Annotated in this window: 29 protein-coding genes and 2 tRNA genes; 16 read left to right on the top strand and 15 right to left on the bottom strand. The window is 70.6% G+C overall.

Features of this window, described 5'->3' with window-relative positions:
• Positions 1–13 precede the first annotated feature (13 nt).
• From B0I31_RS18960 to B0I31_RS18940, 5 genes are read right to left on the bottom strand one after another with little or no spacing between them, the layout of a single operon-like run.
• Positions 14–964 carry an ABC transporter ATP-binding protein gene (locus B0I31_RS18960; protein WP_106616727.1) on the bottom strand — a complete coding sequence of 317 codons (951 nt, stop codon included), beginning with the start codon at positions 962–964 and terminating at the stop codon, positions 14–16.
• Entirely contained in the window at positions 961–1,758 is a 798-nt protein-coding gene (locus tag B0I31_RS18955; RefSeq protein WP_106616726.1) for an ABC transporter permease, read from the bottom strand. Before B0I31_RS18955 ends, B0I31_RS18960 begins: the two co-directional genes overlap by 4 nt.
• Entirely contained in the window at positions 1,751–2,527 is a 777-nt protein-coding gene (locus tag B0I31_RS18950) for an ABC transporter permease (RefSeq protein WP_106616725.1), read from the bottom strand. The genes B0I31_RS18955 and B0I31_RS18950 overlap by 8 nt, the downstream gene beginning before the upstream one ends.
• Before the next feature lie 52 nt (positions 2,528–2,579).
• Positions 2,580–2,966: a hypothetical protein gene (locus tag B0I31_RS18945; RefSeq protein WP_106616724.1), complete on the bottom strand. Its 387-nt coding sequence runs from the start codon at positions 2,964–2,966 to the stop codon at positions 2,580–2,582.
• Complete coding sequence (locus B0I31_RS18940) at positions 2,963–3,280, bottom strand: ArsR/SmtB family transcription factor (protein WP_425444374.1); 318 nt, start codon at positions 3,278–3,280, stop codon at positions 2,963–2,965. Before B0I31_RS18940 ends, B0I31_RS18945 begins: the two co-directional genes overlap by 4 nt.
• A 121-nt stretch (positions 3,281–3,401) precedes the next feature.
• On the opposite strand from B0I31_RS18940, the gene B0I31_RS18935 reads away from it, so the two are divergent.
• The gene (locus tag B0I31_RS18935) at positions 3,402–4,607 is read left to right on the top strand and encodes an MFS transporter (protein ID WP_106616722.1); all 1,206 of its coding nucleotides are present in this window, start codon (positions 3,402–3,404) and stop codon (positions 4,605–4,607) included.
• Here B0I31_RS18935 and B0I31_RS18930 read toward each other — a convergent pair.
• From B0I31_RS18930 to B0I31_RS40680, 3 genes are read right to left on the bottom strand one after another with little or no spacing between them, the layout of a single operon-like run.
• Complete coding sequence (locus B0I31_RS18930; RefSeq protein ID WP_106616721.1) at positions 4,541–6,127, bottom strand: serine/threonine-protein kinase; 1,587 nt, start codon at positions 6,125–6,127, stop codon at positions 4,541–4,543. The genes B0I31_RS18935 and B0I31_RS18930 overlap by 67 nt on opposite strands.
• Positions 6,128–6,136: 9 nt before the next feature.
• A complete protein-coding gene (locus B0I31_RS18925; RefSeq protein WP_106616720.1) occupies positions 6,137–6,730 on the bottom strand; it encodes an HhH-GPD-type base excision DNA repair protein in 594 nt (197 codons plus the stop codon).
• A 30-nt stretch (positions 6,731–6,760) separates the two neighbouring features.
• Positions 6,761–6,904 carry a hypothetical protein gene (locus B0I31_RS40680; protein WP_181320243.1) on the bottom strand — a complete coding sequence of 48 codons (144 nt, stop codon included), beginning with the start codon at positions 6,902–6,904 and terminating at the stop codon, positions 6,761–6,763.
• Between the two features lie 166 nt (positions 6,905–7,070).
• On the opposite strand from B0I31_RS40680, the gene B0I31_RS18920 reads away from it, so the two are divergent.
• Positions 7,071–8,414, top strand: a complete 1,344-nt coding sequence (locus B0I31_RS18920; protein ID WP_106616719.1) for a glycosyl hydrolase — start codon at positions 7,071–7,073, stop codon at positions 8,412–8,414.
• Here the strand turns inward: B0I31_RS18920 and B0I31_RS18915 are convergent.
• A complete protein-coding gene (locus B0I31_RS18915; RefSeq protein WP_106616718.1) occupies positions 8,407–9,522 on the bottom strand; it encodes a J domain-containing protein in 1,116 nt (371 codons plus the stop codon). The genes B0I31_RS18920 and B0I31_RS18915 overlap by 8 nt on opposite strands.
• A 58-nt stretch (positions 9,523–9,580) precedes the next feature.
• On the opposite strand from B0I31_RS18915, the gene B0I31_RS18910 reads away from it, so the two are divergent.
• The 3 genes from B0I31_RS18910 (at position 9,581) to B0I31_RS18900 (ending at position 10,053) form a co-directional block, all read left to right on the top strand.
• A tRNA-Ser gene (locus B0I31_RS18910) sits at positions 9,581–9,654 on the top strand.
• Positions 9,655–9,727 (top strand) — tRNA-OTHER (locus tag B0I31_RS18905). It begins immediately after the preceding tRNA gene.
• A 68-nt stretch (positions 9,728–9,795) separates the two neighbouring features.
• Positions 9,796–10,053 (top strand): Prokaryotic metallothionein, encoded by a 258-nt coding sequence (locus B0I31_RS18900; RefSeq protein WP_106616717.1) that lies wholly within the window; start codon positions 9,796–9,798, stop codon positions 10,051–10,053.
• A 7-nt stretch (positions 10,054–10,060) separates the two neighbouring features.
• On the opposite strand, the gene B0I31_RS18895 is transcribed toward B0I31_RS18900, so the two are convergent.
• Together B0I31_RS18895 and B0I31_RS18890 are read right to left on the bottom strand one after the other, a co-directional pair.
• Positions 10,061–10,540, bottom strand: a complete 480-nt coding sequence (locus tag B0I31_RS18895; protein WP_106616716.1) for a hypothetical protein — start codon at positions 10,538–10,540, stop codon at positions 10,061–10,063.
• A 142-nt stretch (positions 10,541–10,682) separates the two neighbouring features.
• Complete coding sequence (locus tag B0I31_RS18890) at positions 10,683–11,489, bottom strand: metal-dependent hydrolase (RefSeq protein ID WP_106617037.1); 807 nt, start codon at positions 11,487–11,489, stop codon at positions 10,683–10,685.
• Between the two features lie 284 nt (positions 11,490–11,773).
• Here B0I31_RS18890 and B0I31_RS18885 point away from each other — a divergent pair, with 284 nt between their 5' ends.
• From B0I31_RS18885 to yhjD, 10 genes are all read left to right on the top strand, one after another.
• A complete protein-coding gene (locus B0I31_RS18885; protein WP_106616715.1) occupies positions 11,774–12,994 on the top strand; it encodes an NADP-dependent isocitrate dehydrogenase in 1,221 nt (406 codons plus the stop codon).
• 173 nt (positions 12,995–13,167) lie between these two features.
• Positions 13,168–13,482, top strand: coding sequence for an SH3 domain-containing protein (locus B0I31_RS18880; protein WP_146173889.1), 315 nt, complete (start codon positions 13,168–13,170; stop codon positions 13,480–13,482).
• Between the two features lie 12 nt (positions 13,483–13,494).
• Positions 13,495–13,713 (top strand): hypothetical protein, encoded by a 219-nt coding sequence (locus tag B0I31_RS18875; RefSeq protein WP_073885791.1) that lies wholly within the window; start codon positions 13,495–13,497, stop codon positions 13,711–13,713.
• Positions 13,714–13,722: 9 nt separating this feature from the next.
• Positions 13,723–14,529 (top strand): exodeoxyribonuclease III, encoded by an 807-nt coding sequence (locus B0I31_RS18870; RefSeq protein ID WP_106616713.1) that lies wholly within the window; start codon positions 13,723–13,725, stop codon positions 14,527–14,529.
• A gap of 34 nt (positions 14,530–14,563) precedes the next feature.
• Positions 14,564–14,836, top strand: a complete 273-nt coding sequence (locus B0I31_RS40030) for a hypothetical protein (RefSeq protein ID WP_146173888.1) — start codon at positions 14,564–14,566, stop codon at positions 14,834–14,836.
• A 35-nt stretch (positions 14,837–14,871) separates the two neighbouring features.
• Positions 14,872–16,557, top strand: coding sequence for a TIGR03767 family metallophosphoesterase (locus B0I31_RS18865; protein ID WP_106616712.1), 1,686 nt, complete (start codon positions 14,872–14,874; stop codon positions 16,555–16,557).
• A gap of 81 nt (positions 16,558–16,638) precedes the next feature.
• Positions 16,639–19,158, top strand: a complete 2,520-nt coding sequence (locus tag B0I31_RS18860) for a bifunctional FO biosynthesis protein CofGH (RefSeq protein WP_106616711.1) — start codon at positions 16,639–16,641, stop codon at positions 19,156–19,158.
• Between the two features lie 162 nt (positions 19,159–19,320).
• Positions 19,321–19,608 (top strand): hypothetical protein, encoded by a 288-nt coding sequence (locus B0I31_RS18855; protein WP_106616710.1) that lies wholly within the window; start codon positions 19,321–19,323, stop codon positions 19,606–19,608.
• Between the two features lie 70 nt (positions 19,609–19,678).
• Positions 19,679–20,701 carry a tryptophan--tRNA ligase gene (trpS, locus tag B0I31_RS18850; protein ID WP_106617036.1) on the top strand — a complete coding sequence of 341 codons (1,023 nt, stop codon included), beginning with the start codon at positions 19,679–19,681 and terminating at the stop codon, positions 20,699–20,701.
• Between the two features lie 64 nt (positions 20,702–20,765).
• Positions 20,766–21,737, top strand: coding sequence for an inner membrane protein YhjD (gene yhjD, locus B0I31_RS18845; protein ID WP_106616709.1), 972 nt, complete (start codon positions 20,766–20,768; stop codon positions 21,735–21,737).
• Between the two features lie 3 nt (positions 21,738–21,740).
• Here the strand turns inward: yhjD and B0I31_RS18840 are convergent, their stop codons facing one another.
• Together B0I31_RS18840 and B0I31_RS18835 are read right to left on the bottom strand one after the other, a co-directional pair.
• Positions 21,741–22,085, bottom strand: a complete 345-nt coding sequence (locus B0I31_RS18840) for a hypothetical protein (RefSeq protein WP_106616708.1) — start codon at positions 22,083–22,085, stop codon at positions 21,741–21,743.
• Between the two features lie 25 nt (positions 22,086–22,110).
• Entirely contained in the window at positions 22,111–22,356 is a 246-nt protein-coding gene (locus B0I31_RS18835) for an SCO4848 family membrane protein (protein ID WP_106616707.1), read from the bottom strand.
• 60 nt (positions 22,357–22,416) lie between these two features.
• On the opposite strand from B0I31_RS18835, the gene B0I31_RS18830 reads away from it, so the two are divergent.
• Entirely contained in the window at positions 22,417–23,697 is a 1,281-nt protein-coding gene (locus B0I31_RS18830) for a D-alanyl-D-alanine carboxypeptidase family protein (RefSeq protein ID WP_106616706.1), read from the top strand.
• A gap of 198 nt (positions 23,698–23,895) precedes the next feature.
• Here B0I31_RS18830 and B0I31_RS18825 read toward each other — a convergent pair whose 3' ends face one another.
• Both B0I31_RS18825 and sdhA read right to left on the bottom strand, forming a co-directional pair.
• Positions 23,896–24,678 carry a succinate dehydrogenase iron-sulfur subunit gene (locus tag B0I31_RS18825; RefSeq protein ID WP_106616705.1) on the bottom strand — a complete coding sequence of 261 codons (783 nt, stop codon included), beginning with the start codon at positions 24,676–24,678 and terminating at the stop codon, positions 23,896–23,898.
• Complete coding sequence (gene sdhA, locus B0I31_RS18820; protein ID WP_106616704.1) at positions 24,678–26,429, bottom strand: succinate dehydrogenase flavoprotein subunit; 1,752 nt, start codon at positions 26,427–26,429, stop codon at positions 24,678–24,680. Before sdhA ends, B0I31_RS18825 begins: the two co-directional genes overlap by 1 nt.
• Between the last annotated feature and the right edge of the window lie 9 nt (positions 26,430–26,438).

The raw sequence follows: 26,438 nt of genomic DNA, 5'->3' as shown, positions 1-26,438 counted from the left end.
GTTTCGCCCGACTCTACCGACGCGCGTACAGCCGACGCACCACGTCGTCGATCTCCGGCTCCACGACTGCCAGATCGTGCACCTCCGCCTGCGCCGCGACCGCGGAAATCACTTTCGCCGCGGTGGTGTCCCGGGAAAACGTGAGGTGGTGTCGCAGACCGTTGGATTCCACCCGGCTTGATCTCACCCCGGGCAACCCGACCAGTTCCGCCGGCTTCTCCAGGTCGACCACCAGCACCCGTTCCGGCGCGACCTCGGCGCGCAACTCGTCCAGCGCGCCGTCCGCGAGCACCGTGCCGCGGTCGATCACCACGAGCCGCGGGCACAGCCGCTCGATGTCGTCCAGGTCGTGCGTGGTGAGCAGGAGGGTGGTGCCGCGCTCGCGGTTCAGGTCCGCCAGGAACTCCCGCAGCCGCTCCTTCGACTCCAGGTCCAGCCCGATCGTCGGCTCGTCCAGCACCAGCAACTCCGGCCCGTGCAGCAGAGAGGCGACGACCTCCCCGCGCATCCGCTGTCCCAGCGAGAGCTGCCGGACCGGCGTGTCCAGGAACGGGCCGAGGTCCAGCAGGTCGACGCACTCGCGCAACCGGCTCGCGTAGTCGGCCTTCGGTACCCGGTAGACGGCCCGCAACAGCTCGAAGCTGTCCCGCAGCGGCAGGTCCCACCACAGCTGGCTGCGCTGGCCGAACACCACGCCGATCCGCCGCGCCAACTCCCGCCTGCGACGTGCCGGGTCCACCCCGCACACCCGGACGAACCCCGAGGTCGGCACCAGGATGCCGGTCAGCATCTTGATCGTGGTCGACTTGCCGGCCCCGTTCGGCCCGACGTAGCCGACAGCCTCACCCGCCGCCACCTCGAACCCGACGTCGTCGACCGCCCGCACCACCCGCCGCTCCCGCCGGAACCGGCCGACCTTCGTCGTCACGGTGAATTCCCGCCGCAGCTCACGCACCTCGATCATGACCCGGTCCCTCGGTAGTGCCGAACGGCGGTCCGCCACACCAGCCCGGCGACCACCGCCGCCGCGACCGCCACCAGCGGTGAGATCCAGCCCAGCAGCGCGGGCCCGCCGAGCGGGTCCGGCCGGCCCAGCAACGCGAGGCTGGGGTAGTAGGCGACGAACGCGCCGGGGACGACGAACGCGAAGAACCGTCGCAACCACGGCCCGTAGACCGTGATGGGGTAGGACGTGAAGGCGTTGCTGCCGTAGGTCACCGTGTTGGCCAGCTCCTGGCCGTCCACCACCCAGAAGCACACGGCGTTCGCCGTGACCCAGATCGAGGAGAAGATCACCGCACCGCTGACCGGCGCCAGGACCGCCAGCGCCACCGTCCCCGCCGACCACGCGATGTCGTTGCGGCTCAACGCGTACGCCAGCACCACGAGCCCGGCCACGATCCGCCCGACCTTGCGCAGGTGCAGGTCCGACGCCATCATCTGCGCCAACGTCCCCAGCGGCCGCAGCAGCAGGACGTCGAACGTCCCGGTGCGGATGTAGGTGGGCAACTCGTCCAGCTGCCCCGCCACCATGTCCGCGATCCCGAACGCCGTGCCCGCGATCGCGTACATCAACACGACTTCCGCGACCGAGAACCCGCCCAACGCGCTCACCCGGTTGAACAGCACCAGGATGATCGCCAGCTCGGCCAGCTGGTTGATCGCCTGCGCGACGCACTGCAACAGGAACGACGTCCGGTAGGACATCTGCCCGCGCAACCGCGCGCCGACGAGCTTCAGGTAGACGCTCTCAGCCACCCTGGACCACCACCTTGCGCACCGCGCGGGCCAGCACCAAGTGACCCACCGCCAGCACGACCAAGGCCCAGAACCCCTGTGCCGCCAGCAAAGGCCACGGCGACCCGCGTTCCAGGAAGATGTCGATGGGCGCCTGCAACATGGCCGCGAACGGCGTCGACCACACGATCGGGAGCGCCCAGTCGGGGAAGAACGCGAGCGGCACGGCCAACCCGCAGAACAGCCACGTCAGCGCCGTGTACAGCGCTTGGACACCGCGGTTGTCCAAGAGCCAGAACGTGGTCGCGTTGAGCAGGAACCTCATCCCGAAGCTCACCGCCACCGCCAGAGCCACGCTGATCACGAACACGGGCGCCGTGCCGAACCCGGGCCAGCGAAAGGGGAAGAACACCGCCCCGAACGCCACCGGCGGCGCCAACCGCACCAGCACCGCGTACCCGGCGCGTCCCACGTCCTCCGCGAACAGCGCCGACTGCAGGTGCCACGGCCGGTACAGGTCGACCACGACGTCACCGCTGCGCACCCGGTCGGCCAGTTGCTTGTCGCCCCAGAGCACCACGACGGCCATGAGCCCCTGCCCGAGCCACACGTAAGTGGTCGTGGCGGCGACGTCGTATCCCGCGATCGGTGCCTGCCCGACGGCCGCGACCAGCACGGCCATCCTGAGCAGGCCGAACGCGACGTTCGTCGCCATCCCGGCGACCATCGCCTGTCGGTAGGTGGAGTACCTGCGGAACCCGGCCAGCGCTAGGGAGACGTAAGCGCGCACGTCTGTTCACCCTAGGAACCACCGCAACCGAATAAACCGGTCCCGCGAACCCCTAGCGACCGAACCCCTCCACCCACCGCCCGAACCGCTCGCGCAACAACTCGTCCCGCACCAGCGGCACGACGGGTCCCACCGCTTGCGCCACCGACTTCGCGAACCGCCCGCTCAGCCCGACGTCGGCCCCGACCTCCCGGAGCACGTCCGCCGCCAGCGCGTCCGGGTCCGCCGCCCAGGCACCCAGCGACCGCGTCACCCGGGCGCGCAACGCGAACCGGTCCGCCACGGCCCGAGCGCGCCGCACCCCGCTGCGCTCACCACCGTGCGAGGCAGCCAGCGCCACCGCCGCCCACGCCAACCGGTTCGCCGCGGGCCGGTCCTCGTCGTACACGCGCCCCTGGGCGAGCACCCGCACCCACTCCCAGTCGTTCGCGTCGCTCACCGCCGCGCCGCCAACACGCCGTCGAGCAGCCCCGGGAACAACGCGTCCAGGTCGTCCCGCCGCAACGAGCTGATCCGCGACGTCCCCTGCGGTCGAACGCGCACGACACCCGCCTCCCTCAACGTCCGAACGTGGTGCGTCAAGGTCGACGCCGTCACCCCCAAGGGCAGCACACCGCACGAGAGGCCTTCCTCGTGCATCGCCAACGCGCGCACGATCTGGAGCCGCACCGGGTCGGCCAGCGCCTGCAGCACCGTCGTTATCCGGATCTCGTCCCGCTCCGGGTGGGCGAGCGTGGTGGTCATACCGGACATACTACGAGACCCATCGAAGTTAGATGGTCGCCGTAGTACGATCCCCGTCGAAACAAGGGCTGCGCGATCACCCGCTCGGACTCGCGCGCTCGACCGAATGTCACCTCACCGGGGGAGTCTCATGTCGGCACGCACCTACCTGCTCGCGGCCGGGGCGTTCGCCATCGGCACGAGCGGGTACATCGTCTCCGGCGTGCTGCCGGCCGTGAGCGAGGAACTGGACGTCTCCCACGCCACCGCGGGCCAACTGCTCACCGCGTTCGCCATCGCCTACGCGATCTCGTCACCTCTCCTCGCCGCGCTCACGGGCCGCTGGGAACGCCGCAAGCTCCTCGTCGTCGCCCTGGGCGTCGCCGCCTTCGGCAACCTCCTCGCCGCCCTCGCCCCGAACTACCCCCTGCTCCTGGTCGCACGCATCGTCAGCGCGCTCGGCGCGGCCGTCTACACACCCGCCGCCACGCTCGTCGCCACCGTCCTGTCCCCACCGGAACACCGCGGCCGTGCCGTCGCCCTGGTGTTCGGCGGCCTGACGTTCTCCCTGGTCCTGGGCGTGCCGGCGGGTAACCTGCTCGGCGGGCCGCTCGGCTACCAAGGGGTGTTCGCGCTCATCGCCGCCGTCTCCGTGCTCGCCGCCATCGCGGTCCGGCTCTGGCTGCCCCGCGTCGACGCCCCACCGGCGGTCGGCCTGCGCGAGCGGTTCGCCCCCGCCGCCGACCGGCGCGTGCTGATGGTCCTCGGCCTGACCGTGCTCGCGTGCCTGGCCGTGTTCAGCGTCTTCAACTACATCGCGCCCCTGCTGACCGTGACCGCGGGCGTCGAGGGCGCCACGATCGGCGTGCTGCTCGTCGCCTACGGCCTCGGCTCGGTCCTGGGCAACTGGGCCGCCGGTCGCCTCGCGGACCGCTTCGACACGCGCAAGCTGCTCGTCGTGCTGTTCAGCTGCTTCACCGTCGTGCTGGCCACGTTGCCGCTGACCACGGCCACCCCCGTGTCGGCCGCCGTCGCGCTGTTCGCCTGGGGTGCGCTCACCTGGTCGGCGAACCCGCCCATCCAGAGCTGGCTGATCGAGCTGGCGCCCGCCAACAGCGGTCTGCTGCTGTCGCTCAACGCCTCCGCGATCTACCTGGGCGTCGGCCTGTCCGGCGTGGTCGGCGGCCTGGTGATCAGCTGGGTCGGGTTGCTCCCGCTCGCGCCGATCGCCGCGCTGCTGGCGTTGACGGCGCTGGTGATGCTGGTCTTCGCGCTCAAGCCGGCACCGCCTCAGGACCCGAACGCGCTGGTGGTGACCTCACCGACCCCCGGCTCGCTCGCCAAGCAGTGGAAGTAGGCCCGCTCGCCATCGGTGAACCCGACCGCCGTGAACTGCCAGTCCGAGGTGTCCACGGTCGGTCGGGTGTTGGCCTTCATCGCCTCGGCCGTGCAGATGTCGGCCACCTCGGGCGCCTTGAGCAGCTCGTCGTTGTCGACGTCCGGGACGGGTCCGGACAACCACCCGCCCGCGAACGCCTCCCAGTAGTGGTCCTCCGAGCAGCTGCCGACCTTCCGCGCGCCGGCCGCCTGCCCGCCCACCGACACGATGCCGCGGTAGCAGGTCGGCTCGGCCACGCAGTAGCCGGTGGCGCACTCCTTGAGGCCGGGCGGGGGAAGGGATTCGCTCGACGTCGTGCTGCCGGTCCGGGCTCCGGGCGTCGTCTGCGCGTCGGATGACCTGGTCGCCCACCACCACGTACCGGCCGCCACCACGGTCGCCAACACCGCCGCGCCGATCACCAACGCCCACGGCTTCTTGGTGGGCGGGCGCGTGTAGGCGGCGCTGTACCGGGGACGGGGGTCCGCACTCCGGCCCTGCTCCCAACCCGGCACCCGATCTTGGACCTGACCCGGCACCTGCCCCGCGCCGTGACCCGGCACCTGCCCCGCGACGTGACCCGGCACCTGCCCCGCGCCGTGACCCGGTGCCTGCCCCGCGACGTGACCTGGCACCTGCCTCCCGACCTGCCCCGGCACCTGGCCCGCGACCTGACCTGGCACGTGCCTCGCGACCTGCCCTGGGACCTGGCTCAGCTCGTGCCGCAGCCGGTCCGCGCCGGCCGTGCGGCGCCCGACCTCCGGCTCCAACGCCCGCACCAACGCCTCGTGCAGCTCCCGCGGCACGCCGGGCACGGGCGGCACCGGCGAGCGCAGCACCTCACCGAGGTGGTCGAACGACTCCACCGGCCACGGCACCGGACGCGGTGGCCTGCCCGCCAGCAGGTCGTACAACGTCGCGGCCAACGCGTAGACGTCCGCCGCCGGCGTCGGCTGGGCCATCGCGAACGCCTCGGGCGGCGCGTAACTGGGGCTCAGCGCGTCCCGGGTGACGGTGCTCGACCCCTCGGCGTCCAGCAACGCCGCCAGCCCGAAGTCGGCCAGCTTCGCCGTGCCGTACCGGTCCAGCAGGATGTTGGCGGGCTTGATGTCGCGGTGCAGCACGCCTTCCGCGTGGGCGGCGGCGAGCGCGTCCGCCAACTGCACGCCCAGCTCCCGCACCCGATCCGCCGCCAACGGCCCGTCGCGCCGGACCACGTCGGCCAGCGATCCGCCCGTGCACAGCTCCATGACCAGGTAGGGCGTGCCGTCCGGGGTGAAGTTCGCGTCGTGCACCGACACCACGTGCGGGTGCCCGGACAGCCGTGCCGCCGCGTGCGCCTCGCGCAGGAACCGCCGCCGGTCACGTTCGGTCCGCAGCACCCGGTTGTCGATCTTCACCGCGACCTCGCGGTTCAACTGGACCTGGCGGGCGCGGTAGACCGTGGCGAAACCACCGGCGCCCAGCGGCGTGAGGTCGACGAGTCCCGGCAACTGCACGCGGGGACTCTAGCCCTTCACCGCCTTGTCCTCCGCGCTCACCGCCGCCTTCGCGGCCTTCTTGAACGCCCGCACCTCCGCCAGCGTCTCGGCGCTCGTCACATCCGCGATCGACCGCCGCGACCCTTCCTCCCCGTACGCGCCGGCTGCCTCACGCCACCCGTCCGGCGTCACGCCGAGCTGCTTGCCGAGCAACGCCACGAAGATCCGCGCCTTCTGGTCACCGAACCCGGGCAACGCCTTCACCCGCCGGAACACCTCTTTGCCGTCCGGCTTGCCGGCCTTCCAGATGTTCGCCGCCTTGCCCTTGTAGTTCTCGATCACGTGCAACGCCAACGCATGCACCCGCCGCGCCATCGACGTCCCGTACCGGTGGATCGCCGGCGGCTGCACGCACAGCTCCACGAACTCGTCCACGTCGGTCTCGGCGATCTTGTCGATGCTGAACCCACCCATCCGGTCCGCGATCTTCCGCGGTCCGGCGAACGCGTGCTCCATCGGGAACTGCTGGTCCAGCAACAGCCCGGTGAGCAGCGCGAAGGGGTCTTCGCTGAGCAGCTTGTCGGCGACCGGGTCACCGGTCAGGCGCAGCTTCTTCGGCATGCGCCCATCCTCGCACCGAACCCCGCGACCTCACTTGTCGAACCCGGGGATCAGTTCGCCGATCAGCTCGTCCGCCAGCCTCGCCTGCGCCAACGCCTCCGTGATGCGCGCGTGCTGGTGGCCCTCCTGCCACGGGCGCGGGTCTTGGACCTCGTTGAAGACGTCGATCTTCATCCCCGACTCCTCCCGTGGGTCCGCCGGAAGCAGCCCGCGGCAGCCGTCTACGACATGCGCCATTCGGTTGACTGCTTAACCGGTTAATCGCTACCGTCCACCCCACCCGCCGCCACGCTCAAAAGGCCGCCACCCTTTCGAGAGGCAGGACGCAGTGCGAACAGCGATGACGCTGGTAGCCCTACTCGTCACCACCCTCGCCCCACCCGCAGCCGCCGCGGCTCCACCGCCGATCCCCGTCGTCGACTACCTGAAGCGGATCACCGGCACCCGCACGGTGACCGGCATGCACAACAAGGAGCCCAACTCCGACCCCGCCCGCCACACCGCCAAGGTCCACGCGATCACCGGCGTGTACCCCGGCTTGTGGGGCGGTGACTTCCTCTTCGCGCAGGACGACGTCGCCCACCGCCAGACGATGGTCGACCAGGCCGAGACCGAGTGGCGCAACGGCTCGCTCGTCACGCTGACCTGGCACGTCTGCCCGCCGACCCGCCCCACCGCCTGCGGCTGGGACGCGGGCGTCAACGACGACCTCACCGACGCCCAGTGGGCACAGCTGATCACCCATGGAACCGCCCTCAACAACGCCTGGAAGGCGCGCCTGGACGAGATCGTCCCGTTCCTGCGTCAACTCCTGGACGCGGGCGTGCAGCCGCTGTTCCGGCCGCTGCACGAGATGAACGACGGCTGGTCCTGGTGGGGCGGCCGACCCGGTGCGAACGGCAGCCGCCGGCTCTACCAGCTGACCCACGACCACCTCGTCCGGACCCGCGGCCTGACCGGCATGGCGTGGGTGTGGAACGTCAAGGACCTCGACCCGGCCGGTATCGCGGACTACTACCCGGGCCCGTCGTACGCGGACGTCGTCTCGCTCGACGCGTGGAACAGCTTCTGGCCCGCCACCACCTACTACACCACGCTGAAGAACCTGGCCCAGGGCAAGCCGCTGGCGTTGGCCGAGGTCGGCAAGGTGCCGTCACCCGCGGAGCTGGCGTCCCAACCCGACTGGGCGTACTTCATGGCGTGGCCGGAGTTCTTCGACGACAAGCAGCTCAACCCCGACAGCGCCGTCCGCGCCACCTACGCCTCACCGCGCGCGGTGAACCAGGGCCAACTCGTGACCGCGGCCGACCTCGCCCTCCACCGCCCGTCCTGGTCCACCGCGACGGAGAGCTCCGCGCACCCGTCGTCCCACGCGTTCGACGGCAACCCGGCCACCCGGTGGAGCAGCGCGTTCACCGACCAGCACTCGCTGTGGGTCGACCTCGGCGCCACCAGGCCGATCCGCCGCGTCCGGCTCGACTGGGAGGCCGCGCACGCCCGGCAGTACCAGCTCCAGGTCTCGACCGATGGCACGACGTGGACCACCGTGCACGAGAACTACGCGGGTGACGGCGGCACCGACGAGATCACGCTCGCCACGAGCGCGCGCTACGTGAAGCTGTACGCCTTCCAACGCGCCACCCCGTACGGCTACTCGCTGTGGGGGATGGCCGTGTTCAGCTAGCCGGCCGCACGATCGGCACGACCTGACCGATCAGCACGCGCAACGCCTCCCGGTCCACCGTGGCCGGGTCCTCGGCCAGCCAGTCGCCGATCTCCTCGACGAACTGGGCGGGCGTCATCGGCGGCACGATGGCGTCCGCCGGTTCCTCGGTGGTCACCACGCCGTCCCGGCTCGGGTAGACCAGCAACGCGGTCCGGATGTCCAGCCACGGCAGCAGCTTCCGGTACACCGCGAGGCTGCGCGGCATCCGCATGCCACCGCCCCGGAACGGGTGGCCGTTGCGCCAGACCGTGCCGTCGTCCTCGGCCTCGTAGTGCCCCGGCAGCCACGACTTCGACTCGATCAGCACGAGCTTGCGCCCGCACAGCACGGCGTGGTCGACGTCGGCGAACACCGAGCCGGGCCAGGCCAGGCCGTGGAAGATCCGCGCGCCGGGCAGCCGGGTCAGGTACCGGCTGAGCAGCTCGGCGGTGAGCCGTTCGCAGGCCCGGTCGTCCGTGGTCCCGTGCACCACCCCGGTGTCGTGGTCCAGCGTGAACGCCCGGTCGGCCCGGATCGCCGCCAGGTACCGCCGCACCAGCCGGAACGCCATGGCCGCCGCCGCGGCCACCAGCACCAGCCACACGCCGAGCGCCAACGGTGAGAAGTCGATCACCACCACGGGCAGCAGCAGGAAGAACCACCCGCACAGGGCCGCCAACGCGGGCGCGTGACCCGGACCGGCGGCCGGGACGTACCGCACCCGCTGCCCCACGTCGACCAGGTGCCACCACGCGACGCCGCCGAGGTCCACCACGGGCTTCGGAGGTACGAAGTCCGGGTCTTCGCCGAAGTTGCGCAACCGACCGGTCCGGCCCGAGCGCGGCGGGCGGGTCGGCGACGTCGGCCGTGCCCCCGGACGGGTGAACGACCAGCCCCGGTCGTAGTCACGTCGGCGAGCGGGATCTCGCAGGGTGTCATATGCCTCTTGCAGCATGCGGAACGTGCCGGAGGACCCGCCCGCGTCGGGGTGCATCACCTTGGCCAGGGAGCGGTAAGCGGACTTGATCTCCGCCTCGGACGCGTAGCGGCCGACCCCGAGGAGTTCGTAGTAGTCGACTCCGCGCACGAGGGCAGACCTTAGCGGCCCTGTCTCCGGGGCCGCGGTCATGGCTAGTGTTGAGCGGGAGCCCGGTAGCGCAGTGGTTGTCGCGCCCTCCTGCTCGGAGGGAGGACGCCGGTTCGAATCCGGCCCGGCTCGGGACCATGTAGCGCAGTGGTTGACGCGCCCTCCCCCGGGAGGGAGGACGCCGGTTCGAGTCCGGCCTGGTCCGCTCGGAGTACGACGATTCGGCCGTGAGGTCGAGTTGCCGGTGCCCGCCGCCCGGCGCAGGCTTCGGCCATGGCGACTTGCGACGTCTGCGGCAACGACTACTGGATGTCCTTCGAGGTGCGCACGGTCGGCGGTGGCGTGCACACGTTCGACAGCTTCGAGTGCGCGATCCAGCGCCTCGCACCGCGCTGCGAGCACTGCGACTGCCGGATCATCGGCCACGGCGTCGAGGTGGAGGGCCGGTTCTTCTGCTGCGCCCACTGCGCGCGCAGCGCGGACAGCCTCGGCGCCGAGATCAGGGACGCCGTCGGCGCGCACCCGGGCTGACCAGGGCTCAGTCGCAGTTCAGCACCAGCCGGCCGTTGACGAACGTCGGCTGCAGGTCGCCGCGCGCGTCCACGCTCTTCGTGCCGTGCGGCAGGACCTCTTCGATCGCGCTGAACGCGAGGATGTCCGAGACCCCGTAACGGCCGCGCAGCGTGCGCTGGCCGGGGAACCGCAGCGCCCGGCCCTCGCGCCGGTCGCGGTGCGCGATCACCGCCCGCAGCGCGCCGCGGGCCAGCTCCTCGGGACCGGCGAGCCGTTGCAGCGTGCCGTTGTGCACGGCGACGCCGTAACCGCGTTCGATGAGGGTCGACACGGTGTTCTCGGAGGGCTCGTCGACGAGCCGGAACGACATCGCGTGCCGCCCCTCCACGTCGTGCACGCACACGAGCTGGGCGTGGAACAGCAGCGTCTCGTACAGCGACACGGCGACCTTGTCCGCGGTCGCCGGGTCGTCGTGACCGGCGTTGAGGCCGAGCCAGGTGGTCATCCGGCCGCCTCGACAACGTTGTCGTGCGTGGGGTGGGGCACGAAGTCCTCCTCGACGCGGGTGAGCGCGGGACAGGATTTCGGTGGAGGCTAGTCCGATCGGGTGATGGAGTGGTAGCCGCCGAATGGCCGTTATCTGAAATCTAGATCGGTAGCAGGTCGAAAGTTTCGAGGAACGGGATCGCGCCGGCCTGCTGGAGCGCGGCAGCGGACAACCAGACGCTCAAGATCGTGATCAGCGGGCCGACGATCGCCATCTCGACCGTGCCACCGGTCTTCATCCGCATGATCTTCGGCGGCGCGACCGGGAACCACGTCTTGCCCATCAGCGGGATCGGCCACAGGATCGGGCAGCCCTGCTCGGTGATGGCGTCGCCCAGGAAGTGGGCCACGCACCCGACGCCGACCGCCACCCCGCACGCCGCCGCGCTGGCCGGTGTCTGCGCCGTCCACGCCACGCAGGCCACCGTGATGGCGGCCGAGACGCCGGTGATGAGCAGGGCGTCCTTCTGCGGGCACCAGTCGTTCATGATCCCGCGCACGGCCAGGCCCGCGAACACGAACATCAGCGCGGGCAGCGCCCACTTCTGCGACTGCTGCACCACCGCGGTCGTGCCCACGGCGGCGGCCAGCGCGAAGACCAGCGTGTGGGTCAGGCCGCGGTGCCCGCCGTCGCGGTTGGAGTCCTTGCGGGTGCGGGTGGTGCGGTAGACGAACGAGCTCACCGTGTTGATCAACGCCGACGCACCGGCGCTGACCGGCCCGAACGTGCGCGAGATCGTCGACGACGGGTGGTCGAGGTCGGGCAGCAGGGCCGCGCCGGTGGCGAGCACCGCGCCGACCGCCCAGCTCTGCGGCGTGAGCTGGCCGATGGGGTGGTTCTCGGCCAACGCGGTCACCGCCGCCCAGGCCAGCAGACCGCTCATGGCATGGGTCGGACCCGTCGACAACGCTGCCCCCTTGATCACTCGTACGGGTGCGAGGTTAGCGGGGCGGACGCGGGTGGAGGGCGTATTCCGCGAACGCGTGTTCGAGTGTCGCGCCACGCCGTCCCCGTGCGGCGGTCCGGCGGCGCGGCTGGTTGTATTGGCCCGGAGAACCCACGTGCCACCGGCGGTCGCGGCGAGCGAGCAGGTGTGACGCCGTTCCCTTTTTCCGCCCGGGTGGACGCAAGCAACCCGACATAGCAGTACGCTTGTCTTGCTTGCATTGTCGCGAGAGGAGCGCCCTGAGTATGGGCAAGATCAAGGTTCAGGGGACCGTCGTCGAACTCGACGGCGACGAGATGACGCGGATCATCTGGCAGTTCATCAAGGACAAGCTGATCCACCCGTACCTGGACGTCGACCTCGAGTACTACGACCTGGGCATCGAGCACCGGGACGCCACCGACGACCAGGTCACGATCGACGCCGCGCACGCCATCAAGAAGCACGGCGTCGGCGTCAAGTGCGCCACCATCACGCCCGACGAGGCGCGGGTGGAGGAGTTCGGCCTGAAGAAGATGTGGGTCTCGCCGAACGGCACGATCCGCAACATCCTCGGCGGCGTGGTGTTCCGCGAGCCGATCATCATCTCCAACATCCCGCGGCTGGTGCCGGGCTGGACCAAGCCGATCATCATCGGCCGCCACGCCCACGGCGACCAGTACAAGGCGACCAACTTCAAGGTCCCCGGCGCGGGTGAGCTGACCATCACGTTCACGCCCGAGGACGGCTCCGAGCCGATCAAGCACGTGGTGGCCAACTACGGCCCGGACGGCGGCGTGGCCATGGGCATGTACAACTTCAACAAGTCCATCGAGGACTTCGCGCGCGCCTCGTTCTCGTACGGGTTGCAGCGCAACTACCCGGTGTACATGTCGACCAAGAACACCATCCTCAAGGCGTACGACGGTGCGTTCAAGGACATCTTCCAGAAGGTGTTCGAGGAGGAGTTCAAGGCGCAGTTCGACGCGGCGGGCCTGACCTACGAGCACCGCCTGATCGACGACATGGTGGCCGCCGCGATGAAGTGGGAGGGCGGCTACGTCTGGGCGTGCAAGAACTACGACGGTGACGTGCAGTCCGACACGGTCGCGCAGGGCTTCGGTTCGCTGGGCCTGATGACGTCGGTGCTGATGACGCCGGACGGCAAGACCGTCGAGGCCGAGGCCGCGCACGGCACCGTGACCCGGCACTACCGCCAGCACCAGGCGGGCAAGCCGACGTCCACCAACCCGATCGCGTCGATCTTCGCGTGGACCGGTGGCCTGAAGCACCGCGGCAAGCTGGACGGCACGCCGGAGGTGACGGGCTTCGCGGAGACGCTGGAGCAGGTCATCGTGGAGACCGTCGAGAGCGGCCGGATGACCAAGGACCTCGCCGTGCTCGTCGGCAAGGACCAGGACTGGCTGACCACCGAGGACTTCCTCGGCACGCTGGACGAGAACCTGCAGAAGAAGATGGCCGGCTGACCACTTCTTCCCGGGTCGGTGATCAGGGGACTGCCTGCGGGCGGTCCCCTGATCCGTTTCCGTGACCGCGTCACCCGTCCGGTTCCCCGGTGGGGTGGAATGTGCCCTCGGGCGGCCCCCGGCCACTTGGCACGCGCTATATCTGCACCTCAGCAGAGGTGTCGGGAGGCGTGATGTTCGGGATTCCGGTGCGCGGCATGGTCGTCGCGGGTGTGCTGGCGGCGGCCGGGTTGATGTACGTCGCCAACGAGGGCAAGAAGCTCGGGGTGGAGGAGGTCGCCGCTCGCGAGTGCAGGGTGACGGTGATCGCCGACGTCCTCAACGTGCGCTCCGGGCCCGCCGACACCCAGCCGATCGTGGCGACCCTGCCGCGTGACGCGGTGGTGGGGGCGGAGAACCGGGTCGAGAACGGCTTCCGGCTGCTGGCGGACGGACGTTGGGTGAAGGACGAGTTCGTGACGCCGACGTCGGACAGCGGCTGCGCGTGATCTGATGGGCGGATGTTCTTCAAGTGGCGGTCGTTCCGGCGTGGCGTGGTGACGTGCGCGTGCGAGCCGGAGTGGCCGGGTCTGCGCGCGGTGGTGGACGGGCACGAGGTGGCCGGGGTGCCGTCGCCGGAGGGCAGCAGCCCGCTGGTGCTGATGCTGGGCCTGTCCGCGTCCTGCACCGGTTGCGGCGCCGAATACCCGTACACCTGGGCGGTCGCCCCGCGCGGCTAGGCTGCCCCGGTGCTGACTGTCTCCACGATCAACGTCAACGGGCTGCGCGCCGCCGCGAAGAAGGGCTACCTGGAGTGGCTGGCCGCGACGTCGGCGGATGTCGTGTGCCTGCAGGAGGTTCGGGCCGAGCCAGGCCAGCTGCCGGACGAGGTGCGTTCGCCGGAGGGTTGGCACGTCGCGCACGCGTACTCGGAGGTCAAGGGGCGCAACGGGGTCGCGGTGCTGACGCGCGAGGCGCCGCAGGCCGTGCGGATCGGGTTCGGGGTGGCCGAGTTCGAGCACTCGGGTCGGTACGTCGAGGTGGAGCTGGCCGACGTCGTGGTGGCGTCGCTGTACCTGCCCAGCGGTGACGTCGGCACGCCGAGGCAGGACGAGAAGGACCGGTTCATGGCCGCGTTCCTGCCGTACCTGGTGGAACTGCGCGACAAGGCCGCCGCGGACGGGCGTGAGGTGCTGGTGTGCGGCGACTGGAACATCGCCCACCGGCCCGAGGACCTGAAGGCGTGGAAGACGAACCAGAAGTCGTCGGGTTTCCTGCCCTCCGAGCGGGCGTGGCTGGACCGCGTCTTCGACGAGGCCCGCTACGTCGACGTGGTCCGCTCCCTCCACCCGGACGTGACGGGCCCGTACACCTGGTGGTCGTACCGCGGCAAGGCGTTCGACAACGACTCGGGCTGGCGGATCGACCTCCAGGTCGCCACCGAGTCGCTGGCCGCCACGGCCAGCTCCGCAGTGGTCGAGCGTGCGGCCACCTACGCCGAACGCTGGTCCGACCACGCACCTGTGACCGTGAGTTTTGACTGGCCGAGGACCTGAGACCGGGCACGATCACGGTCAGGCGGTGAAGCCCGTGCACGAGATCATCGCCGCCAAGCGGCCCGAGGTCGAGGACTTGTGCCGCGTGCTGGGCGTTCGGCGCCGGTCCGGGCTCGAATCCGCGCGTGTCCTGCGTTCAGAACGCGCGTGTCCTACGTTCGCGACCCCCGAGTCCGACGCTCAGGAAGCCCGGTCAGAAGTGACGGCGAAGTCGTTGCGCCGCAACGGAACCGATCCACCCGACGATCGACTTCGCTCGTTCGGCCGCACTTCATCCCGAGTTCGTGACGCGCTTCCCGGTTCGTGAGAACTTTTCACCTAACCGAGACACGGGAGCGTTCGATGGGGATCAGCCGGCGGCGTTTCTTCCAGGCGACGGGTGCGGCGGGTGCGGTGTTGGTGTGGGGTGGGCCCGCCTGGGCGGCCACCACCGGCACGACGTTGGACGTCGCGGCGACGGCGGTCGGCGGCACGGGGTACCGGAGGTTGCAGGCCGGACCCGGCTGGCCGTTGGTGGTCCGGTCCGACCTGGCCACGCCGGGCGCGGGGCGGGCGGATCGGCGCACGCCGCTGGCCTGCTTCGTCCAGTTCACCGACATGCACATGGTCGACACGCAGAGCCCCGCACGCTTCGAGTACACCCACCCGCTGCTGGGTGCCGGTGCCTTCCGCGCCCACGAAACACTGGCACAGCACACGTCGGCCGCCCTGGTGAACAAGGTCAACACCATCCGCACCGGGCCGTTCACGAACCGCCCGATCGACTTCATGATGACCACGGGCGACAACACCGACAACCACGAACTGGTCGAGCTGGACTGGTTCCTCACCGTCCTCAACGGCGGCCGGATCACCGCGAACACCGGCGACCCCGCCCGCTACGAAGGCGTGCAGGACTCCGGCGTCAAGGCCTACTGGAACCCGCACTCCACCCTCCTGGACGACTACAAGGCCAAGGGCTTCCCCCACCTGCCCGGCCTGCTCGACGCCGTCATCCGCCCGTTCGACAGCCCCGGCCTGCGCATCCCCTGGTACTGCACCTTCGGCAACCACGACGACAGCGTGGTCGGCTCCCTGCCGGACGGCATCCCGCTGATCGACGGCCTCTACACCGCCAACCGCAAGATCATGGGCTTCTCCGACTCCCAGGCGCAGCGGCTCGCCAGGGCCATGACCGACCCCGCGCACGTGCTCGACGCGGCGGCCGTCGTCGCCGAGGGCGGGCTGGTCCGCACGGTCACCCCGGACGCCCGCCGCCGCCCGTTCACCACCGCCGAGTTCGTCCAGGCCCACCTCGACCCGCGCCACACCGGCCCCGGGCCGCACGGCCACGGCTTCACCCAGGACAACGCGGACGGCGTGGACGTCTTCTACACGTTCCCGATCGCGCCCGGCGTCACCGGCGTCAGCCTCGACACCACGACCACCGCGGGTTTCGCCGACGGCTCGATCGGCCTGCACCAGTACCTGTGGCTGGAGCGGACCCTCAAGCGCGGCAGCTCCCGCTACTACGACGTGTTCGGCTTCCGGCACCGGCAGGACGTCACCGACGAGCTGTTCATCCTGTTCAGCCACCACACGAGCTGGACCATGGGCAACGTCCTGCCCGACCGCCGCCGCCCGCTCGACCCGCGGCTGGACGGCAAGGCCCTGGTCGGCCTCCTCGGCCGGTTCCCGAACGTCGTCGCCTGGGTCAACGGCCACACCCACGAGAACCGGATCGTCCCGCACGGCACGGGCGACCGCGCGTTCTGGGAGATCAACACCGCCGCGCACGTCGACCACCCGCAGCACGCCCGGATCATCGAGCTCGCGGACAACGGCGACGGCACGTTGTCGCTGTTCACGACGCTGGTCGAGGGTGACGCGCCCTACCAGGCCGACTACGACGACTTCTCGCCGCGCGGCCTGGCCTCGCTGGCCCGCGAGTTCGCGTTCAACGACCCGCACGCGAACGCGGACGCGGTCGGCGCGGTGACCGACCGCAACACCGAGCTCCTCGTCGCCGGCAGGGCGCCCCTGCGGTAGCGCCGCCGTGACCCGACTGCGCTGCGTGTCGGACGTCACACTGGGCGTGATCAGGAATTTTCCACACCTAATGTCGTTGTCGTGGCCGTGGACATCTCGATCACCCCGCCGGAACCGCCGCCCAGCGCATCGGCGATGCGACGCGCGTTGCGCCGTGCCGCTGACGGCGCGGTGCTCGACGCCACCGAGGCCGCCGTGCTGCTGCACGCCCGCGGCGACGACCTGGAGGCGTTGCTGGGCGCCGCGGGCCGGGTCCGTGACGCCCACCTGCTGGCGGAGGGGCGGCCGGGTGTCGTCACCTACAGCCGCAACGCCTTCATCCCGCTGACCCGCCTGTGCCGGGACCGCTGCCACTACTGCACGTTCGCGACGGTCCCGCACAAGCTGCCCGCCGCGTTCCTGGAGCGGGACGAGGTGCTCGACATCGCCCGCCGGGCCGCCGCCCAGGGCTGCAAGGAAGCCCTCTTCACGCTCGGCGACCGGCCCGAGGAGCGGTGGCCGCAGGCGCGCGAGTGGCTGGAGGCGCGTGGCTATTCGTCGACTTTGGACTACGTGCGGGCCAGCGCCATCGCCGTGCTGGAGGAGACCGGCCTGCTGCCGCACCTCAACCCCGGCGTGCTGAGCTGGGAGGAGCTGCAGCGGCTGCGGCCGGTCGCGGCCAGCATGGGGATGATGCTGGAGACCACGGCCGAGCGGCTGTGGTCGCAGAAGGGCGGCCCGCACTACGGCAGTCCCGACAAGGAGCCCGCGGTCCGGCTGCGGGTGCTCACCGACGCGGGCCGGGTGAACGTGCCGTTCACCACCGGGATCCTGATCGGCATCGGCGAGACGATCACCGAGCGCGCCGAGTCCCTGCTGGCCATGCGCGGCGTCGCGCGCCAGTACGGGCACATCCAGGAAGTGATCATCCAGAACTTCCGGGCCAAGCCGGACACCGCGATGCGCGGCATGCCCGACGCCGACCTGCACGAGCTGGCGGCCACGATCGCGGTGGCGCGGCTGGTCATGCCGTCGTCCACGAGCGTGCAGGCACCGCCGAACCTGGTCGGCGGCGAGTTCGGGCTGATGCTGCGCGCGGGCATCGACGACTGGGGCGGCGTGTCGCCCGTGACGCCGGACCACGTGAACCCCGAGCGGCCGTGGCCCCAGGTCGACGTGCTGGCCGAGCACACCCGCGCGGCCGGGTTCGAGCTGGGTGAACGCCTCGCCGTCTACCCGCGGTTCGTGACCGCGCCCGCCGGGCAGTGGATCGACACCCGGCTCACCGCGCACGTGTCCGCGTTGGCGCGGCCGGACGGCCTGGCCGAGCCGGATGCCCCCGTGGTCGGCCGCGAGTGGCAGGAACCCGATGGTGGCCTCGACACCTACGGCCGTGCCGACCTGCACACCGCCATCGACACCGAGGGCCGCACCGAGGACCGGCGGGGTGACTTCGACAGCGTCTACGGCGACTGGGCGTCGTTGACGGTCCCCAAGGCCGTCGAACGGCTGCCCGAGGACACCGCCCGCGCCCTCAAGCTGGCCGCCGACAGCCCCGAGAAGCTCCTGGACGACACGGACGCGGCCATGGCGCTGCTGACCGCGGACGGCGCGGCGCTGGAGACCATGGCCCGGCTCGCCGACGAGCTGCGCGCCGAGGTGGTCGGCGACGACGTCACCTACGTGGTCAACCGCAACATCAACTTCTCCAACGTCTGCTACGTCGGCTGCCGGTTCTGCGCGTTCGCCCAGCGCGAGCGCGACGCCGACGCGTTCCGGCTGTCCGTGGCCGAGGTCGCCGACCGGGCGCAGGAGGCGTGGGACGCGGGCGCCACCGAGGTCTGCATGCAGGGCGGCATCGACCCGAAGCTGCCGGTCACCTACTACGCCGACGTGGTGCGCGCGATCAAGGCCAGGGTGCCGGGCATGCACGTGCACGCGTTCAGCCCGATGGAGGTCGTCGCCGCGGCGGCCAAGGCGGGCGTGAGCGTGCGCGAGTGGCTGACCGAGCTGCGCGACGCGGGCCTGGACACCATCCCCGGCACCGCCGCGGAGATCCTCGACGACGACGTGCGCTGGGTGCTGACCAAGGGCAAGCTGCCCGCCGCCACCTGGCTGGACGTGGTCGCCACCGCGCACGAGGTGGGCATCCGCTCGTCGTCCACGATGATGTACGGCCACGTCGACCACCCCGGCCACTGGCTCGGCCACTTCCGCGCGCTGGCGGCCCTGCAGGACCGCACGGGCGGGCTCACCGAGTTCGTCGGCTTGCCGTTCGTGCACCGCAACGCGCCGATCTACCTGGCGGGCGTGGCCCGACCCGGCCCGACTCGCCGCGACAACCGGGCCGTGCACGCGTTCGCCCGGCTCGCCCTGCACGGCCGGGTGGACAACATCCAGTGCTCGTGGGTCAAGCTGGGCGACGAGGGCACCGCCGAGGTGCTCCGCGGCGGTGCCAACGACCTGGGCGGCACGCTCATGGAGGAGACCATCAGCCGCATGGCGGGCTCCGAGCACGGCTCCGCCCGCACGGCCGAGCAGCTGCACGCCACGGCGGCGCTGGCCGGTCGCCCGGCCCGGCAGCGCACTACGACATATGGCCGAGTCGACGCGTTGAGGTAACCCCCTGCGGGGAGGGGTGAGCGCGGCTGCGGTTAGTCTGCCGCCGGTCGCGTTCAGTCGAACCGGGCACGCCAGCCCCACAGCTTCGGTAGGTTCGCGGCCGTCCGTCAACAAGGTTCACTCCTCCGTGGAGTGGCACGGTGTTGGTGAGGAGGCTGGGCGGTGCGCGGTCGCGGTGCGGTCCTGGGTCTGGTCCTGGGCGCGGCGTCTTCCCTGGTCGTCGAAGGTGTCGCGGTGGCGGCCGACGGCGCGGTGGCGGCTCCGGTCTCCCTCGACGCGCCGGTCGGCATCGCCGCGGTGGCGTTCGGCGCGATCGGCCTGGTGTTCGGCCTGGTCCGCCGGCGCAGGGCCGCGGTGGTGCGCACGGCGGCCAACGAGCCCGTCGTCACCCGGCCGGCAGTCGGCGGCGACAGCGCGGCCGAGGTGCGGCCCGCCACCACCGGGGTCTGATCGACCTGGGAGAATCGCCGGCGTGGTCGTCGAAAACTCCGCTGAGAACGCCGCAGGCCAGGTCGTCGGACTGCCTGCCGAGAACCCGGCTCCGGTGAGCCGCCCCCGCGTGCTGTCCGGCATCCAGCCGACCGCGGGCTCGTTCCACCTCGGCAACTACCTCGGCGCGATCCGCCAGTGGGTGGCGCTGCAGGAGACGCACGACGCGTTCTACTGCGTCGTCGACCTGCACGCGATCACCGTCGAGCAGGACCCCAAGGTGCTGCGGCAGAACACCCGGGTGTCGGCCGCGCAGCTGCTCGCGCTGGGCATCGACCCGGACCGCTCGGCGCTGTTCGTGCAGTCGCACGTGCCCGAGCACGCGCAGCTCGGGTGGGTCCTGCAGTGCCTGACCGGGTTCGGCGAGGCCAGCCGGATGACCCAGTTCAAGGACAAGTCGACGCGTCAAGAGGCGGGGGTCGGCGTCGGCCTGTTCACCTACCCGATCCTGCAGGCCGCCGACATCCTGCTGTACCAGGCGCACCACGTGCCGGTCGGCGAGGACCAGCGCCAGCACCTGGAGCTGACCCGCGACCTGGCGCAGCGCTTCAACACCCGCTACGGCAAGACGTTCCGGCTGCCCGAGCCCTACATCGTCAAGGACACCGCCAAGATCTACGACCTGCAGGACCCGACGTCGAAGATGTCGAAGTCCGTGCCGGCGGGCGTGGTGGAGCTGCTGGAGGACCCGAAGCGGTCGGCCAAGAAGATCCGCTCGGCGGTCACCGACACCGGCCGCGAGATCGTCTACGACCCCGAGAACAAGGCCGGCGTGAGCAACTTGCTGGTCATCTACTCCGCGTTGACCGGGCGTTCGGTGGAGTCGCTGGTCGCCGACTATGACGGCAAGGGCTACGGGGACCTGAAGAAGGACCTCGGCGAGGTGTTCACCGACTTCGTCACGCCGGTGCGGGCGCGGGTGGCCGAGTACCTGGACGACACCGCGGAGCTGGACAAGGTGCTGGCGCGGGGCGCGGAACGGGCCCGTTCGGTGGCGGCGAAGACGCTGTCGAGGACCTACGACCGGATCGGCTTCCTCCCGACTGGCGAGTGATCACCTCGCGGGTTAGCTTTCCCGGGTGGCGGAAAACGCTGGGACCGGCTCGAAGCTCGACCGGATGCGTCGGGAACGGCCGTGGCTGGACCACCTGTTCCGCGCCGCCACGCGGTACAGCGAGCAGTACGGGGCGCACTACGCGGCGGCCGTGACGTACTTCAGCGTGCTCTCGCTGGTGCCCATGCTGATGATCGGCTTCGCCGTCGCCGGTTTCGTGCTGGCCTCGCAGCCCGAGCTGCTGGGCGAGCTGCAGTCCTCCATCGCCGAGGCGGTGCCGGGCGCGCTCGGCGAGACCATCAACGAGGTGGTGGAAGAGGCCATCAAGTCCAAGGGCACGGTCGGCGTGCTGGGCCTGCTGGCTGCCGTCTACTCCGGCTACGGGTGGGTGAGCAACCTGCGCGACGCGCTGACGGCGCAGTGGGGGCATCCCAAGCAGGACCTGCCGTTCCTCAAGACGGTGCTGAAGGACCTGCTGGCGCTGGTGAGCCTCGGCGCGGCCCTGGTGGTGTCGTTCGGCATCACCGCCGCCGGCAGCGGGCTGGCCGAGCTGGTGCTGCGGTGGATCGGCCTCGACGGCGTCGGGTGGGCCCAGGCGCTGCTCAAGATCGGCACGATCATGCTGGGCCTGGTGGCGAACTGGCTGGTGTTCCTGTGGGTGCTGGCCAAGCTGCCGCGCAAGCCGTTCAGCCTGCGCAGCGCGGCGAAGGGCGCGGCCGCCGCGGCGATCGTGTTCGAGGTGCTGAAGCAGGGCGGGACGCTCTACCTGAGCACGGTCACGTCGTCGCCGGCCGGTGCGGCGTTCGGGCCGGTCATCGGTGTGCTGTTCTTCGCGAACCTGGTGGCCCAGTCGCTGCTGTTCATCACGGCCTGGACGGCCACCGCGCGGGAGAACCTGCTGCGCGACCCGCCCGCGCCGCCGCCGCCCGCCGTGATCCGACCGGTGGTCGAGGTGCGGTCGGCCCCCAGCCCCCGCGCCGCCGTCGGTCTGGTCGGCGCGGGGCTGCTGCTGGGCGCGTTGTTCCGGCGTCGCTGAGGCTCAGGTCCAGAAGACGGCGATGCCGACGTTCAGCACGACCAGGCCGGCCAGGACCGGCGTGAGCCAGGCTGCGGGCTTCTTCTTCAGGTTCACCGCCACCAGGGCCGCGATGACGACCAGGACCAGCAGTTTCACGCCGACCTTGATGTCGTTGTAATCCTGGTCGGTCAGCGGGGCCAGGCCCATCAGCGCCACGCCGGTGAGCAGCTGCAACGCGCTGCCGTGCAGCCAGCCCTTGTTCAGCGGGGCGTCCGCGCCCGCCCGGCGCTGGACGAAGAACATCGCGATCAGCATGCCCATGCCGAGCAGGTGCAGGAACACCAGCAACAGGCGCACGAACTCCACTGCGGAGCCTCCAGGTGTGGTGGGTTCAATCTGTATTGGCGCTTCGGCCGCTCCTGGCCGCGCGCAGCCCGCGCACGCCCAACACGCCGATGACCGTGCCGAATGTGAGCGACGCGACAATCAGCAGCAGGTGGACGGTGAAGAACGTGGTCGGGCCGCTGTCCCACGAACGGGGGTCCTTCCAGATGTTGCGCAGGAAGTTCGGCCAGAGCAGCCAGGACCACACCCCGAAGGCAAGCAGGAACACGGACATGCCGCGGGAGAGCTTCACCGGAGCAGTATCCGACGTGGCGGGTGCAGGTCACTCATCCGGGGTGGATAGCCTGGGCGGGTGCGTTCCTCCGCGTTCCGACGGCCCGTTGCCCTGGTCCTGGCTGCTTGCGCGCTGATGGCCGGCGCGTCGACCGTGGCCGCACCGCTCGCGGCGGCCCAGCCGGCCTGCGAGAACAAGGTGTCACCGCCCCCGGCGGTCGACGCGTCCGAAGAGGTGGCGCCGGGTGAGAAGCCCCCGCCACCGATGGAGGTGCCCGAGAGCCCGATCGGGGGACAGCGCCTCGGCGAGTGCGGTCTGGTGCTGCCGCCGAACGCGCCCGTACCGCCGGACGGCATCACGGCCAAGAGCTGGCTGCTGGCCGACATGGACAGCGGCGCCGTGCTGGCCGCCCTCGACCCGCACGGCAGGCAGCGGCCCGCGTCGGTGATCAAGGTGCTGCTGGCCATGGTGGTCGCCAAGGAGTTGGCGCCCGACGCCACGGTGGCCGCGACGCCCGAGGACATCGCGCAGGAGTGCACGTGCATCGGGCTGCGCAACGGCCGTGAGTACACCGTCGAGCAGCTGCTCCAGGCGCTGGTGATGGCGTCGGGCAACGACGTGGCGCACGCGCTGGCACGCCGGCTGGGCGGGGTGCCGTCGGCGATCCGGAAGATGAACGCGCTGGCGGCCGAGCTGGGCGCGCTGGACACGCGGGCCGTGACGCCGTCCGGGCTGGACGCGCCGGGCACGTCGACGTCGGCGTACGACGTGGCGTTGATCTACCGCGAGGCGATGGACTACCCGGACTTCGTCAAGGCCGTGATGACGCAGCGGATCGACTTCCCGGCACCCAACGGCGGGACCGTGCCGATCGTCAACGACAACAGGCTGCTGACCTCGTACCAGGGCGCGTTGGGCGGCAAGTCGGGGTTCACCGACGACGCCCAGCACACCTACGTCGGTGCGGCCGAGCGCAACGGCAAGCGGCTCGTCGTCGTGCTGCTGCGCGGCCAGCAGCAGCCGACCAGGATGACCGACCAGGCGGCCCGCCTGCTCGACTACGGCTTCGCCCTGGGACCGGCCGCGTCCGGCAACCCGGTCGGCAGGCTGGTCGAGGGCGCGCCGCAGGCGAAGAAGAAGACCACCGAGCCCAGGCCGACGCCGACCAGCGCCGGTGTCGGCGAGGTCGCCAACTCCACGCCGGACGGCACCCAGCCCTCCGCGATGCAGACGGCGTTCGGCAACGTGGGCGGCCCGATCACCGCCGTCGCCGGCCTCGGCCTCGTCCTCGCCCTGCTGATGTACCTGCGCAGCCGCCGCGCCAAAGCCGCCCGCGCCGCCCGCCAACAACCCTCATAACGCGAGAGTCCAACGCTCGAAGCGCGAGAGTCCAACGTTCACGCACCCTGAATTCAACGCTCACGACGAGCGGCATCGGGGCTGAGCGTTGAATTCAGGTGCTCTGAGCGTTGGACTCTCGCGGGCTGAGTGTTGGACTCTCGCGGATGGGAAAGGCCCCCGAGCGGGGCTCGGGGGCCGGTGGCGGGAGGGGGAGGGTTAGACGCGCTTGAAGAGGAGGGCGCGTTTGACTTCCTGGATGGCCTTGGTGACCTGGATGCCGCGAGGGCAGGCGTCGGTGCAGTTGAACGTCGTGCGGCAGCGCCAGACGCCGTCCACGTCGTTCAGGATGTCCAGCCGCTCCTCGGAGCCCTCGTCACGGCTGTCGAAGATGAACCGGTGCGCGTTCACGATCGCCGCCGGGCCGAAGTAGGACCCCTCGGTCCAGTACACCGGGCACGACGTGGTGCACGCCGCGCACAGGATGCACTTGGTGGTGTCGTCGAACCGCTCGCGGTCGGCGATGGACTGGATCCGCTCGCGCGTCGGCTCGTTGCCGTACGTGATGAGGTACGGCTTGACCGCCTTGAACGCCTCGAAGAACGGCTCCATGTCGACCAGCAGGTCCTTGTGGACCGGCAGCCCCTTGATGGGCTCGATGGTGATCGTGGTCGGCTTGCCGCCGCCCGCCAGCAGGTCCTTCAGCAGCACCTTGCACGCCAGCCGGTTCACGCCGTTGATGCGCATGGCGTCCGACCCGCAGATGCCGTGCGCGCACGACCGGCGGAACGTCAGCGTCCCGTCGATGTACCACTTCACGTAGTGCAGCAGGTTCAGCACGCGGTCCGAGGGCAGGGCCGGGATCTCGAACGAGTCCCAGCGCGGCTCGTCGTCGAACTCCGGGTTGAACCGGCGCACCTTCAGGGTGACGGTGATCGCGCCGTCCGGCACGGGGGGCTGGTTCCCGCGCGAGCCGGTGGACACTTCAGCGGTAGCGGTCATCAGTACTTGCGCTCCATCGGCTGGTACCGGGTGAACGTCACGGGCTTGTAGTCGAGCCGGATGTCGGCCAGCAAGCCGTCGCCCTGCTTGTAGTACATGCTGTGGCGCATGAAGTTCGTGTCGTCGCGGTGGGGGTAGTCCTCACGCGCGTGACCGCCGCGGGACTCCTTGCGCGCCAGCGCGCCCACGACGAGAACCTCGGCCAGCTCCAGGAGGAAGCCCAGCTCGACGGCTTCCAGGAGGTCGGTGTTGAACCGCTTCCCCTTGTCCTGCACGGTGATCCGCGAGTACCGCTCCTTCAACGCCTGCACGTCGTGCAGCGCCTGCTTGAGCGTGTCCTCGGTGCGGTACACCGACGCGTTGGCGTCCATCGTGGCCTGCAGCTCGGTGCGGATGTCCGCCACCCGCTCCTGGCCGTGCTCGGACAGCACCAGCGCCACCTGCGCCTCGACGGCCGCGGCGGGGTTCTCCGGCAGCTCCACGTGGTCGTGGGACAGCGCGTACTCGGCGGCGGCGATGCCCGCGCGGCGGCCGAACACGTTGATGTCCAGCAACGAGTTCGTGCCGAGCCGGTTCGCGCCGTGCACGGACACGCACGCGCACTCACCGGCGGCGTACAGGCCGGGGACGACGTTGTCGTTGTCCCGCAACACCTCGCCGTGCACGTTGGTCGGGATGCCACCCATCGCGTAGTGCGCGGTCGGGTAGACCGGCACCGGCTCCTTCACCGGGTCGACCGCGAGGTACGTGCGGGCGAACTCGGTGATGTCGGGCAGCTTCGACTCCAGCACCTCGGCACCCAGGTGCGTGCAGTCCAGCAGCACGTAGTCCTTGTTCGGACCGGCACCGCGGCCTTCCAGCACCTCCAGGGCCATCGAGCGGGCGACGATGTCGCGCGGCGCGAGGTCCTTGATGGTGGGCGCGTAGCGCTCCATGAACCGCTCGCCGGAGGCGTTGCGCAGGATCGCGCCCTCACCGCGGGCGCCCTCCGTCAGCAGGATGCCCAGACCCGCGAGGCCGGTCGGGTGGAACTGGTAGAACTCCATGTCCTCCAGCGGCAGTCCCTTGCGGAACACGATGCCCATGCCGTCGCCGGTCAGCGTGTGCGCGTTGGACGTGGTCTTGAAGACCTTGCCGAAGCCGCCGGTGGCGAACACCACGGACTTGGCCTGGAACACGTGGATCTCGCCGGTCGCCAGCTCGTAGGCCACCGCGCCGGTGCAGACCGGGCCGTCCTCGGTCTCGGTCAGGCAGATGTCGAGGACGTAGAACTCGTTGAAGAACTCGATGCCGTGCTTGACGCAGTTCTGGTACAGCGTCTGCAGGATCATGTGGCCGGTGCGGTCGGCCGCGTAGCACGCCCGGCGCACGGCCGCCTCGCCGTGGTTGCGGGTGTGGCCGCCGAACCGCCGCTGGTCGATCTTGCCCTCGGGCGTGCGGTTGAACGGCAGGCCCATCTTCTCCAGGTCGAGGACCGCGTCGATGGCCTCCTTCGCCATGATCTCGGCGGCGTCCTGGTCGACCAGGTAGTCACCGCCCTTGATCGTGTCGAAGGTGTGCCACTCCCAGTTGTCCTCCTCCACGTTCGCCAGCGCGGCGCACATGCCGCCCTGCGCGGCGCCCGTGTGGGAACGCGTGGGGTAGAGCTTGGTGAGCACGGCCGTGCGAGCGCGCTGGCCGGACTCGATCGCCGCGCGCATCCCGGCGCCACCCGCGCCGATGATGACGACGTCGTACTTGTGGAACTGCATGGCTTGAGT

Source organism: Saccharothrix carnea, from assembly GCF_003014735.1.
In the GTDB taxonomy this organism is placed as follows: domain Bacteria; phylum Actinomycetota; class Actinomycetes; order Mycobacteriales; family Pseudonocardiaceae; genus Actinosynnema; species Actinosynnema carneum.
The sequence above is the reverse complement of the archived record's forward strand: the minus strand, read 5'-3'. Positions and strand labels throughout refer to the sequence as shown.